This is a genomic window from Campylobacter concisus (assembly GCF_003048605.1).
GTDB lineage: Bacteria > Campylobacterota > Campylobacteria > Campylobacterales > Campylobacteraceae > Campylobacter_A > Campylobacter_A concisus_BM.
Map to the genome: position 1 here is coordinate 72,488 of NZ_PIRX01000003.1, position 12,614 is coordinate 85,101.

General features: G+C 40.1%; 14 protein-coding genes. 9 read left to right on the forward strand and 5 right to left on the reverse strand.

From position 1 onward, the window contains the following. Positions 1-195 precede the first annotated feature (195 nt). Both fdhF and rpsO read right to left on the reverse strand, forming a co-directional pair. Positions 196-2,472: a formate dehydrogenase subunit alpha gene (gene fdhF, locus CVS86_RS02780; RefSeq protein WP_107790895.1), complete on the reverse strand. Its 2,277-nt coding sequence runs from the start codon at positions 2,470-2,472 to the stop codon at positions 196-198. A gap of 358 nt (positions 2,473-2,830) precedes the next feature. Continuing rightward, the gene (rpsO, locus tag CVS86_RS02785) at positions 2,831-3,103 is read right to left on the reverse strand and encodes a 30S ribosomal protein S15 (protein ID WP_004317763.1); all 273 of its coding nucleotides are present in this window, start codon (positions 3,101-3,103) and stop codon (positions 2,831-2,833) included. Positions 3,104-3,249: 146 nt separating this feature from the next. Between rpsO and CVS86_RS02790 the strand changes: the two genes are divergently transcribed. Genes CVS86_RS02790 through CVS86_RS02820 form a run of 7 tightly spaced genes read left to right on the forward strand, consistent with a single transcriptional unit; the run spans position 3,250 to position 9,758 of the window. Continuing rightward, positions 3,250-3,654 (forward strand): Rrf2 family transcriptional regulator, encoded by a 405-nt coding sequence (locus CVS86_RS02790; RefSeq protein WP_107790896.1) that lies wholly within the window; start codon positions 3,250-3,252, stop codon positions 3,652-3,654. Between the two features lie 2 nt (positions 3,655-3,656). Beyond that, positions 3,657-5,852, forward strand: coding sequence for a flagellar biosynthesis protein FlhA (flhA, locus tag CVS86_RS02795; protein WP_107790897.1), 2,196 nt, complete (start codon positions 3,657-3,659; stop codon positions 5,850-5,852). A 9-nt stretch (positions 5,853-5,861) separates the two neighbouring features. Next, positions 5,862-6,887, forward strand: coding sequence for a DHH family phosphoesterase (locus CVS86_RS02800; protein ID WP_107790898.1), 1,026 nt, complete (start codon positions 5,862-5,864; stop codon positions 6,885-6,887). Beyond that, entirely contained in the window at positions 6,884-7,111 is a 228-nt protein-coding gene (locus CVS86_RS02805; protein WP_021087773.1) for a hypothetical protein, read from the forward strand. The genes CVS86_RS02800 and CVS86_RS02805 overlap by 4 nt, the downstream gene beginning before the upstream one ends. A gap of 9 nt (positions 7,112-7,120) precedes the next feature. Beyond that, on the forward strand, positions 7,121-7,531 hold the full coding sequence (locus CVS86_RS02810) for a tetratricopeptide repeat protein (RefSeq protein ID WP_107790899.1): 411 nt from the start codon (positions 7,121-7,123) through the stop codon (positions 7,529-7,531). A 17-nt stretch (positions 7,532-7,548) separates the two neighbouring features. Beyond that, positions 7,549-8,478: an aspartate carbamoyltransferase catalytic subunit gene (locus CVS86_RS02815; RefSeq protein WP_002942659.1), complete on the forward strand. Its 930-nt coding sequence runs from the start codon at positions 7,549-7,551 to the stop codon at positions 8,476-8,478. Positions 8,479-8,480: 2 nt separating this feature from the next. Then, positions 8,481-9,758, forward strand: a complete 1,278-nt coding sequence (locus tag CVS86_RS02820) for a dihydroorotase (RefSeq protein WP_107790900.1) — start codon at positions 8,481-8,483, stop codon at positions 9,756-9,758. A gap of 86 nt (positions 9,759-9,844) precedes the next feature. Here the strand turns inward: CVS86_RS02820 and CVS86_RS02825 are convergent, their stop codons facing one another. The 3 genes from CVS86_RS02825 to CVS86_RS02835 form a co-directional block, all read right to left on the reverse strand. Continuing rightward, complete coding sequence (locus CVS86_RS02825; protein ID WP_230855690.1) at positions 9,845-10,195, reverse strand: hypothetical protein; 351 nt, start codon at positions 10,193-10,195, stop codon at positions 9,845-9,847. Between the two features lie 270 nt (positions 10,196-10,465). Next, positions 10,466-10,645, reverse strand: a complete 180-nt coding sequence (locus CVS86_RS02830) for a hypothetical protein (RefSeq protein WP_107790901.1) — start codon at positions 10,643-10,645, stop codon at positions 10,466-10,468. Beyond that, complete coding sequence (locus CVS86_RS02835) at positions 10,646-10,891, reverse strand: DNA-binding protein (protein ID WP_009294123.1); 246 nt, start codon at positions 10,889-10,891, stop codon at positions 10,646-10,648. Between the two features lie 367 nt (positions 10,892-11,258). On the opposite strand from CVS86_RS02835, the gene CVS86_RS02840 reads away from it, so the two are divergent. Both CVS86_RS02840 and grpE read left to right on the forward strand, forming a co-directional pair. After that, positions 11,259-12,053, forward strand: a complete 795-nt coding sequence (locus CVS86_RS02840; protein ID WP_107791000.1) for an HrcA family transcriptional regulator — start codon at positions 11,259-11,261, stop codon at positions 12,051-12,053. Continuing rightward, on the forward strand, positions 12,050-12,592 hold the full coding sequence (grpE, locus tag CVS86_RS02845) for a nucleotide exchange factor GrpE (protein WP_107790902.1): 543 nt from the start codon (positions 12,050-12,052) through the stop codon (positions 12,590-12,592). The genes CVS86_RS02840 and grpE overlap by 4 nt, the downstream gene beginning before the upstream one ends. The last annotated feature ends 22 nt before the right edge of the window (positions 12,593-12,614 follow it).

Here is a 12,614-nt window from a genome sequence, read left to right on the forward strand (position 1 = left end):
CTAATATAAATATGGCTTACATAATGAAAATTTAAAATTAAAGACTAAAAAAGCAGCTTTTTATCTACTAAGTAATCTCCTGAAACTTATCAAATCAATCAAAACAAATATAAAAATAAGTGATATCTTTGGGTTTATAAAACTAGAAATTTAAATTTAATAATAAAGAAATTTAGCGGGAGTTACCCGCTAAATTTACTCATTTATCGCTGCATTTCCGTGGTGGTGGAAGTCATCGTAGATGATCTTTGAAGTTTGGAATTTCTCGCGTTTTAGCTCGCGAACTCGTAAAAATTCCTCTTCATCGATCTTTTTGATCTGGATAGCTGCTTTAAATGTCGGAGTCTTGCTGATGTAGTCCCAACCGCTGCTTGTTAGCTCGTTGCAAGAGCTCTCCCAGTAGTGGAAAGTCATCTGTATGATGCCATCAGGCACGATGTCAGTCACTTCAGCTTTTACGACGATGTAGCCGTATCTACTCCAAGCTTTGATGAAGTCGCCTTGTTTTAGTCCGTATCTCTCTGCTAGCGCTGGGCTCATCTCAGCGATAGGTCCGATGCTATCTCCGCCTTCTTCGATGGCACGTGAGCGTCTTGTCATGGTGCCAACGGTGTATTGATAAACTTTTCTTGTAGTTAAAAGCTGTATCGGATACTCAGCGTCAGTCTTCTCATCGACTGAACCAGCCATGATAGGATACTCTGGTGACATATTCATCTTCTTAGCAAACTCAAGTTTTGCGCTCTCGATCTCATCAGCCTTATCCACAAATAGGCATGGCACGAAGCGGCCTTTACCATCAGGTGTAAAGAATTTCTTATCAAGATAGAGGCTTTGACCACCCATATCATCTTCAGTTGGGCATGGCCAGTGAAGTCCGTGATATTTTTTAAGTCTATAGTAGCTCATACCGCCGTAGCGTCTAGGGTCGCATTTTCTAACTTCTTCCCAAATTTCTTCTGGTGAGCTAAAGTTAAAGCCCTCAGTTGCGCCCAAACGACGTGCGATCTCGCAAACGATCCACCAGTCTTGTCTAGCATCACCTGGAGGTGTGATGACTGCTTCGTTGTGCTGGACACGGCGCTCTGCATTTGTGTAAAGACCCTCTTTTTCACTACTTGCAACGCCAGGGAGAACGACGTCAGCTTTTAGCGATGTTTCAGTTAAAAATAGGTCTTGAACCACGTAGAAATCGACATTTGCGATGCCTTTTAAGAAGTGGTTTGTATTTGGCTCAGAGATGACTGGATTTTCGCCGATAGTCCAGAAGAAATGCACTCTACCATCAAGGATCGCATCAGGCACTTCTGTCTTGTGGATGCCTATCTTTGAGTTTAAAAATCCAGGCTCAAGGTGCCACATTTTCTCAAACCAAGCTCTTTGCTCTGGGTCGGTGACTGAGCCAAGATTTGGGAAAATATTTGGTAAAACGCCCATGTCGCAGCAGCCTTGAACGTTCTCTTGACCTCTAAGTGGCAAGTCGCCTGTGCCAAGCTCGCAGATATTGCCAGTGATCAAGAATAAATTTGATACATCACAAACTCCGCCAACGCCGTGGTTGAAGTGAGTTACACCCATGCCGTGAGTGATGACGGCTGGTTTTGTAGTGGCATACATCCTGGCAGCTGCTCTGATATCCTCTGGATTTAGCCTTGTGTATTTAGCTACTACCTCTGGGGCATAGTCTTTTACAGCTTCTTTGACATACTCGATGCCTATTGTGTGATCTCTTACAAATTCCTCATTTACAAGGCCTTCTTCGATGATAGTGTAAAGAAGTGCGTTGATAACTGGGATGTTGTGCTCTGGCTCTAGCTGCAAGTGGATGTCGGCTCTACTTGCAAACTCAGTCTTAATAGGGTCGATAACGATCAGTTTTGCACCGCGGTTTAGCGCTCTTTGGATGTGCATAGCTGCGATTGGGTGACCATTTTCTGGGTTTGAGCCTATCATTAATATACAGTTACTATAAGTGCCAATCTCTGTAAAGCTATTTGTGGCAGCTCCGTTTCCGATTGTTTTAGCAAGTCCTGCTACTGTCGGAGCGTGTCAAATTCTAGCGCAGTGATCGACGTTATTTGTACCAATTACAGCGCGCATTAGCTTTTGAGCGACGTAGTTGTCCTCTAAAGTACAGCGTGCTGAGAAGTTTCCTGCTAGTGAGTCAGGGCCGTATTTCTCTTTTGCCTCTTTCATCTTTTCTACGACAAGATCAAGCGCCTCGTCCCAGCTGGCCTCTTCAAATTCACCATCTTTTGAAAAGACTCCATTTTTCTTTCTAATAAGCGGCTTTGTAAGTCTGTCTGGACTTGCAACGTAGTCCCAGCCATAAAAGCCTTTTAAACATAAATTTCCTTGATTGACTGGATTGTCTTCGACGCCAGTAGCAGCACGAACGACGTTGTTTTCCACGTGCAAGGTTACTTGACAGCCTGTCCCGCAATAAGGACAGATGACTTTGCCTTCTTTCATCACTTTCTCCTTCTAATTATGCATTTTCTGCATATTTATTTTGAGTAATATTACTAGTGCGAAACTTAATCTTTTATGAAAAATTCTTTATTTAAAAAATAAATTTTAATTTTAAGTTATATTTTATATAAAATTTAAAAAGCCGAATATATAGGAATTTAAAAAATATGCTAAATTTGCAGGAATTTCTAAAATTTATCAAATAAGAAATAAATTGTGTAAATTTGACACAGAAGCTGAAAGATGAAAAATTAAATTAAAATTTAGTTTGAGACAATCTGTTTCGACTATGAAAATAAAGAGAAATTTTGAAAGTAAGAGTGAAATTTAAAAGGAGAGCAGGTCGCTCTCCGTGAGATTATTTATCTCTTAAGCCAAGCTCAGAGATTAGTTTTGAATATGTAGTGTAGTCTTTGTTTTTAAGATACTTTAAAAGTCTTTTTCTTTGACCAACTAGTTTCAAAAGACCTAAACGCGATGAAAAGTCTTTTTTGAAAATTTTAAGGTGTTCTGTAAGTTCAGTTATTCTAGCTGTTAAAAGAGCTATTTGAACTTCTGGAGAGCCTGTATCTCCCTCTTTTCTAGCGAATTTCGCAACTATTTGAGCTTTTTTAGCCGAATCCAAAGCCATGATGACCTCCTGATTGGTGATTTTTGGAAGAGCGATTATAGCATTTAAAACATAAAATTAGATAAAACGGCGCTTTTTAAAAATTAATGAAAAATGCAGTAAAAATTTAATAAAATTAGGGCTATTTAAAGAGTTAAGGAAGATAAATGCTTTTTACAAAGGCAAGCGAATACGCTCTACTTTCGCTTATTTTAATATCTCAAAAATCATCGCCAGTTGATGTCGATACGATCTCAAATGAGCTTAAAATTTCAAAAAGCTTTCTGGCAAAAATTTTACAAAATTTAGCAAAAGATGGAGTTTTAAAGTCATTTAAAGGAGCAAATGGCGGTTTTGCACTAAATGACGAACCTGAAAACTTAAGTATAAAAAAGATAATAGAATGCGCCGAAAAGCGCGAGCTAAGCGTCTTTGAGTGCTCATCTTCAGCCCTTGGTTGTCCGTCAAACAAAGCTTCAAGCTGTCAAATTTGGTCGATGTTTAGCGGCCTTCAAGGCAAGATCGACGAGATGCTTGACGCGATAAAACTAAGTGACATCGTTAAGAAGTAAAGTTGGCAAAGCAAAAAAATAATATCTTGACACTTGTCGCACCGTTTCTTGCGCCGATTGTCAAATTTAAAAGTCTTAGCATCGTTGGCATCATCGTTGCCATCCTTGCTATCATTATCGTGCCGCTCCCAAGCGCGGTGCTTGACTTTTTCTTGGCACTTTCGATCTCGATTTCGGTGCTTATTATTTTGATCTCGATCTACGTGCCAAAACCAACTGATCTTAGCACGTTTCCGACGCTCATTCTCATCATCACGCTTTTTCGCCTCTCGCTAAACATAGCAACTACGCGTATGATCTTAAGCGAGGGTCACAACGGCCCAGAAGCGGTCAGTGAGATCATCTCAAGCTTTGGAAATTTCGTCGTTGGTGGCAACTTCGTCATCGGCACCATCGTATTTTGTATCTTGGTGCTCATAAATTTCATGGTCGTAACAAAGGGCTCGACCCGTGTGAGCGAGGTACAAGCTCGTTTTACACTTGATGCGATGCCTGGTAAGCAAATGGCGATAGATGCGGACCTAAACGCAGGTCTAATAGACGAAAAAACAGCGCGTGAAAGACGTCAAGCCATCATCGGCGAGGCAAATTTTTATGGCGCGATGGATGGTTCGTCTAAATTTATAAAAGGTGACGCCGTAGCTGGCATCATCATCACTATAATTAACATCATCGGCGGCTTTGCTATCGGCTCATTTCAGCACGGACTTGATATGGCGACATCGGCTCAGTACTATACGATCCTAACTATCGGTGATGGCCTAGTTAGCCAGATACCTGGACTTATCACTTCAACAGCGACTGCTATTATCATCACAAGGGCTAGCAAGGACGACGAGGACTTTGCAGAAGGCACGCTAAATCAACTCTTAGGCGATTATAAAACCTTACTGATAGTAGGATTCATACTATTTATGTTTGCCCTTGTGCCAGGTCTGCCAACCCTATCTCTTGGTTTTATCGCGCTGCTATTTTTAGGGCTTGGCTACATTATAAAGCAGACAAAAGATGGCGGGCTAAATTTAAGCCTCGCGCCAAAAGAGAAAACTGCTTCTAAAAAGGCTGGAGCCACTGCGCCAAGTGGGGCAGGGGCAGCAGCTGCTAGTGGCGGGGCTGCTAAGGCACCAAAGAAGAGCGATGAAGAGATCGCAAGAGAAGAAGAGACAAAGATAAATGACATTTTAAAGCTTGAAATTTTAGAGCTTGACCTAGGATACGGCCTGCTAAAGCTAGCTGACGTGGATCTTATAGAGAGAATTCGCGCTATGAGGCGAAATATCGCTTCAAGTCTTGGCTTTTTGATGCCAAAAATAAGGATCCGTGACAACCTTCAGCTACCACCAAACGAGTACCGCTTCAAGCTAAAAGGTATCATCATCGGTCAGGGTGAAATTTATGCGGATAAATTTCTAGCGATGGATAGTGGCCTAGTTAGCGAGGATATCGAGGGTATTCCGACAAAAGAGCCAGCTTTTGGGCTAGACGCTCTTTGGATCGATGCTAGCGTCAAAGAGGACGCCATACTTAGTGGCTACACGATAGTTGATCCTGCAAGCGTCATCTCAACGCATATGAGCGAGCTTATCAAGCAAAATGCAGCCGAGCTTCTAACTCGCCAAGAGACGCAAAATTTACTAGACAAACTAAAGATCGACTACCCAGTCGTGGTCGAGGATACGCTAAGGATCGCACCTATAAATTTGATCCAAAAGGTCTTAAAAACGCTGCTTAAAGACAATATCCCGATCAAAGACCTACTTAGCATACTTGAAGCCATCAGCGACATCGCCGAGGTTAGTAAAAATTTAGACATGATCATCGAGCATGTGCGTGCAGCGCTTTCGCGTGTCATAACTTCGCTTTATGTAGATGAAAAGGGTCAGCTAAATTTTTATATCCTAGACACTGCCGCACAGCAAAAGCTCATGGACGCAGTGCAGTATAAAGACGGCGCATATCACTTGATGATAAACGTGGCGCAGACATCATCTATCGTGCAAGCACTTAGGCGTGAAAAAGAGAAGCTACCTATGAGTCAGCACGGAGAAATGGTGCTTTGCGTGGAGCCAAGCTTGCGCAAATTTATAGCAAATATCTGCGCAAATTTTGCCATCGACATAGTAGTACTAAGCTTTGCTGAGATCTCGGCAAATACGCCATTTGAAACGGTTGGCGTCATAGAAATAGAAAATTTATAAAGGAAAACGATGAAAATTTATCACCTCTCACACACCGATCTTGACGGATACGGCGCACAATACATAACAAATTTTTACTTCAAAGATGTGAAATTTCTAAACTCAAACTACGGCAGAGAGATAGATGATAAGTTTGCTCAAATTCTATCTGAGATAGATGCCTCAAACGATGATAAAAACGTCATCTTGATCACTGATCTAAATTTAAGCCTAGCTCAGTGCGAGAGCTTTGAGGAGATGATAGATGGTAAAAATATAAAGCTATTTTTGCTAGATCATCATCAAAGTGGTGCTGAGTGCGCGAGCGCTTACTCATGGTATTTTTTAGATAGTTCAAGGTGCGCTACAAAGATCACTTATGACTTTTTTGCAGGCATTTTTAGTAAAAACAAAGAGCTTGAAATTTTTAGTGACGTCGTAAATGCCGTGGATATCTGGCTAAAAGATGATAAAAATTTCGAGATGGGCAAGGTCTGCTTGGGGCTTGTGGCAAACGCCAAAGAGATAAATAAGGTGATGTTTGAAGCTGAAAACAACCTCTATATGGATCATATCTTAAAAGAAGCGAGCAAATTTTTTAACGAGAAAAACGACTATATCGGCCTTGACATGCAGGTGCATGCTATTAAAAAGTCATTTTTCAAAGAGGACAAGGACGACACGCTAAGCAATCTAATATCAAACTACGTCGTAAAAAAACTTAGTGAAAATAAAGAGAAATTTAGCATAAAGTATAAAGACCATAAAGGAATTTTAACCTACAATGTCGGCAATGTTTCTGTTATCGGCAACGACTTTTTAGTGGAAAATCCTGAATTTGACTTCTTTATCGACGTGACAAATAAAAAAACACTAAGCTTTCGTGCAAATGGCAAGCTTGATGTTAGCGCCATGGCAAAACACCTAGTTGGCGGCGGCGGACACGTGAACGCTAGCGGTGGGCTATTTGCAAATTTCAAAGACGGCTTTAGCTATGAGCCGATCAAAGCGCAGATAGTTGATCTAATAACTAAAAAAACACAGGAGGAGATATGAAAGAAGAAGATATAAGCGTAGAGGAGCTTAGCTACGAGCTTAGCATGGTGCTTGAGGCGATGTTTTACTATGCTGGCGTGAAAAAAGATAAGCTTGAAGAGGCGGCAAATCTCTATGTTGAGTGCATCGACGATGCGTTAGAAAACTCTGATGCTAGCGGTAGCGACGAGGTCATAGAGATAGTTGAATATATGAAAAAACACCATCCAAAGTTATTTAAATAAGGAGAAAATATGAAGAAAATTTTAGTTTTAGCAGCAGCACTTTTTGCGTTAAATGCTATGGCAAATGAAAATTTAGACAAGGCAAATGAGCTTTATGCAAAGAGAAATTTTGAAGAAGCCTACCTTTACTTTAACAAAGCTTGCGGTGAGGGCGAGAAAAAAGCTTGCACGATGAATGCGATCATGTTATTTAACGGCGATGGCGTGGCAAAAGATAGAGCTCAGGCTGAGAAAATTTTTACAAAAATGTGTGACGAAAATGAGGGCATGGCCTGCGAAAAACTAGGCGAAATGACAGCTTATGGCCTTATAAAAGACAAAGACGACAATGAAGCAAAAAGCGAAGAGAAGGCAAAAGCTTTGTTTAAAAAAGCTTGCGACAACGGCTACAAACCAGCTTGCGACTTTGTAACAAAATAGATCAAAAAGGGCTTAAAATGGGCTACAAACATAAAGATTTGATAGGAACTAGAGAGCTTAGCAAGGAAGAAATTTTATATTTTCTAGAGGCGGCGAAAGAGTTTAAGGAGCTAAATTTAAGCCAAGTTAAAAAAAATGACTACCTTCGTGGGAAAACCACGATCAACGCATTTTATGAAAACTCGACTAGAACGAGAACTTCTTTTGAGATCGCAGCAAAGAGGCTTGGGGCTGATACGATAAATTTTAGTTCATCAAGCTCGAGCGTGACAAAGGGCGAGAGCCTAAATGACACGATGAATAACATGGCTGCTATGAGAACTGACATCATTGTGCTTCGTCACCCAAGCTCTGGAGCGGCGAAATTTGCAGCTGATAGAACAGAGGCTAGCGTCGTAAATGCAGGGGACGGCACAAATGAGCACCCAAGTCAAGCTCTGCTTGATCTTTTCACGCTAAGAGAGCATGGCAAAATTTTGGATAAAAATTTAAACGTGGCGATCATCGGTGACATCGCTAGAAGCCGCGTGGCAAGGTCTGACATCTGGGCGATGAAGAAATTTGGCATAAATTTAAAGCTCTTTGCGCCAAGGATGATGATGCCAAAAGACGCTGAGGTATTTGAATCTCAAATTTGCAAAAATATGGAGGAGGCTTGCGAGGGTAGCGACGTCATCATCATGCTTCGCATCCAGCTAGAGCGTGGCGGTGCGGACGTGGCGTTTCCAAGCTCGAGAGAGTACTCGAAATTCTTTGGACTAAATAAAAATAGGATAAAGCTAGCAAAGCCTGACGCGATCGTGCTACACCCAGGACCTATAAATAGGGGCGTGGAGTTAAATTCAGACGTGGCTGACGGCACGCACTCAGTCATACTAAATCAAGTTGAAAACGGCGTTGCTATAAGAATGGCGATACTAAATACGCTTGCAAAAAATAGGGGCTAACGATGAAAATATCAATAATTAACGGCACTATCGTAAATAGCGACGAGAAATTTAAGGCAAATATCCTAATAGAAAACGGCAAAATAGCCAAAATCGGAAGTGAGAAATTTGAGGCTGATAAGGTCATAGACGCTACAAATAAGCTAGTCATGCCAGGACTTATCGACATGCATGTGCATTTTCGCGATCCTGGTCAAGAGTATAAAGACGACATCATCTCGGGCTCGCAAGCGGCCGTAGCTGGAGGAGTGACCACCTGCCTTTGCATGGCAAACACAAACCCAGTAAATGACAACGCCTCAATCACAAGGGCAATGATAGAAAAGGCTAAAAACTGCGGACTGATCGATCTTTTACCAATCGCAGCCATTAGCAAAGGACTTGGCGGCAATGAGATCGTTGAAATGGGCGATCTTATAGAAGCTGGCGCAGTTGCATTTAGCGACGACGGCCTACCAGTGACTAGCTCAAGCGTGATGAGAGCGGCGCTTGAGTACTCAAGCATGTTTAATAGCTTTTGTATAAGCCACTCAGAGGACTGCTCGCTTTGCAGGCAGGGCGTCATGCACGAGGGCAAGGTCTCAGCCATACTTGGACTTCGCGGCATGGCGAGAGAGAAAGAGGAGATCGCAGTGAGCCGTGATATGCTGCTTGCAAAACTCACTAAAGCGCACATCCACATCGCTCACGTAAGCTCGGAGTACTCGCTAAAGATCATCGAAATGGGCAAAAAAGAGGGCATAAACATCACTTGCGAGGCGACACCTCACCACTTTAGCTTTAGCGACGATGAAATTTTGAAAAATGCCTACGATACAAATTTCAAAATGTCGCCGCCACTTCGTGAGATAAGCGACGTAAAAGCGGTAAGAGAGGCACTAAAAAGTGGTCTTATAGACGTTATCGCCACCGATCATGCCCCACACCACACAGATGAAAAGATAGTGGAATTTGACAAGGCGCCATTTGGCATCATCGGACTTCAAACCCTTGTGCCACTCACTCTAAAGCTCGTAGATGAGGGCGTTATAAGCTTAGAGCGCATGGTAGAGCTAACTTCTACAAATGCGGCTAAGATGCTAAATTTAAAAGATAAGGGCAGGCTCGCAGAGGGCATGCTAGCTGACATCACGGTGATAGACCCTGAGATCGAGTACATTTATGATGAAAAGATAAACCGCTCAAAATCGGTAAATTCTCCACTCTTTGGCAAAAAACTAAAAGGCGCAGCAACTACCACGATAAAAAGTGGCAAGATCGTTTATGAGTTTGAAAAATAATAAATTTGCTCGCACTTGCGGGCAAATTTGCTTTAGATGCTTTGAGATATAAAATTTGCTAGAAATTTCTAGCAAATTTTACTTTTTTATGAGTTATATTTTTTAACGATACCGCGAACTACTTTTTCTATAAAAAGTGCAGAAGCAACTTCGCAGTGCTCTCTTGTAGAGTGAGGTGAGTAGATATTTGGTCCAATAGAACATGCACTAAGACCTGCTTTTTTCTCTAAAAGCACTCCACACTCAAGTCCAGCATGCACAGCTGTTATCCTTGCATTTGGCTTATAAATTTTAAGCTCTTCTAAGATATCGTTTGCAAATTTATCATTTATAGGTTTCCAAGCTGGGTTTCTGTCTTTTGAAATGACGCTAAAACCAACCGCTTTTGCAAGCTCTGAAATTTCAAATTCCATTCTATTTAGCCCATCTTTGCTCATTGACCTTGCGAAAACTCACAAAATTTATAGATAAGAAATGTAAAAAGGATACGCAATAAAGAAGTGGAGAGGATAGGATAGCGACACTAAATTGATAAATTTGCGTTTGGCTACTGGAGCCATCATTTATAGATATTTTGATAGCTAAGATAGATGCTTATTAAGATAAGCGGAGCAAAACCCTATATAAATAGGTAGGATGAAATTTGTTTTGATAAAAGCCTAAATTTATAGCTCTTATCAAAACGCTTAAATTTAAAGCCAAAATGGCTAAATTTTAACTCTCTTTTCTCTTACTTTTTTGATCTTATTTTTAACTACATGAAATTTTGAAGCTGCAGCCGAGCATATATCCTTATAAGTAACCAAAATTTTTGACTCTTTTTTAGTGCAAATGACTGCAAAAACGCTCTCAAGGTCGATTCTCTCTTTTTGTGTTAAATTTTCCATCTATTTTCCTAGCAATTTTCTCATCTTATTGACAACAAATAATATTTCATCATCGTCAAGCTCACATAGCAGTTTGCAAACAGCAGCAGCAGCTTGCGGCTTTGAGTTACCAAGCCTCCAGTCCTGATATGTCCTCATCGGCACGCCAAGATCCTCTGCCATTTTTGCTTGTGAAATTTTCTTACCGATATTTTTTGCCTCAACTGCATTGTGAAGCAAATTAAATATATCACTTGTTTCAATCATTGGAGAATTATACGTTTTATTTCATTAAATATACCTAAAATATTATATAAATAATGTAAAATAGTATATAAATATCAAAATAAAGTATTAAACATACTAAAAATTATTTATAATATACGTTATAACGTATAAAAATCTTTTAAATTCTTGAATAAAATTAGAAATTTTGTGTTTTATATTGAAGTTAAATTTTTTATTTTGCTTTAAATTTTATTTCTTTTTGCGCAAAGCTTATATTATAGGCATTAGAAAAGTTTAGTTATATAGGCTAAATATATATAAATAAATTTTTTTAACTTATATACTTGACATTGATAAACTAAAGTTGTATAATCCGCTTAGCAATTAAAAAGAAAGAGTGCTAAAAGTGAGTAAAACAAATAAACGCGATTTGATACTAAATTCTATCATTGAAGCCTATTTGCAGAACAATGCGCCTATTGGCTCAAACGAGCTTGGCTCTCGCATGAGCGTGGCGATACCGGCATCTACGATACGTGTTTATTTCAAAAAGCTTTCAGATGAGGGCGAGATCACAAAGCTTCACATCAGTGGCGGCAGGATCCCAACTATCGCTGCGATGAGGAGATATTGGAGTGAAATTTTTACTGAGAGCGACATAAATTTAAAGATAAATGACCCAAGAAGCTTAAAGATGCTCTGTGATGAGTTTGAGCTTTATTGTATGATTTTTGGCACGATTGATAAGGAGTTGCTAGAAATTTTAAATTTAAATGATAGATATTTGGTTTTAAATTTTAGTGGCGATGAGATCGTCATTAAATTTGACACTAGGATGTATAAATTTTTAAACAACCTTATCGGAGTTAGTTTAGACAAGCTTGAGCTTATCTGTTCTCAAGTTGGCTTAAGCGAACTAAAAAACAAGATAAGAGAGCTTAAAAGGACTAAAATTTACTTCCAAGAAAATGAAATTTTAGCCTTTGATATGTTTAAGGATAGACGCTTTAAGATGGTTTTTGACCCAAGTTTTAGCTTGCAGATGGATGAAGAACTTACATTTTCTCCTATGTTTGATGAAAATTACATGGGGCTTAAATTTAAAGCAAACTACCTTGGTAGCGAGGCGCAGATGATCTGCGCTGGCAGTGTTTATACTGATTATGTGAAATTTATAAATCTAATAAAGGAGGCCGCGTGAGCGAAGAGGTAAAAGAGCAAAATCTACCTGAGGTCAAGCCAGTGCAAGAGGCAGCTAGCGATAGCGTAAATTTAGACGCACTTGGCGATATCTCAAAAGTAGAGAAGCTCGAAAAAGAGCTTGGCGAGATCACTGATAAATATTACAGAGCAAATGCTGAGTTTGAAAATATCAAAAAGCGTTATGAAAAAGAGAAAGCAGACGTTGCAAGCTATGCAAATGAGAAATTTGCAAGGGACTTGCTACCAGTCATCGATGCGCTCGAGATCGCTGCAAATTTTGACCCAGAGGATGATGAATTTGCTAAAAAGATCAAAGAGGGCATTTTGATAACGATAAATCAGTTTAAGAAATGTTTTGAAAAGCATGGCGTGAGCGAGATCGCAACTGATGCCGAGTTTGATCCAAATGTGCATAATGCCGTTTTAAGGGTCGATAGCGAGGAGAAGCAAAGCGGTCAGATCGTGCAAGCTTTACAAAAAGGCTATATGATAAATGGCAGGGTTTTGCGCCCAGCTATGGTCAGTGTGGCAAACTAAATTTAAAAAATAAATCTAATAA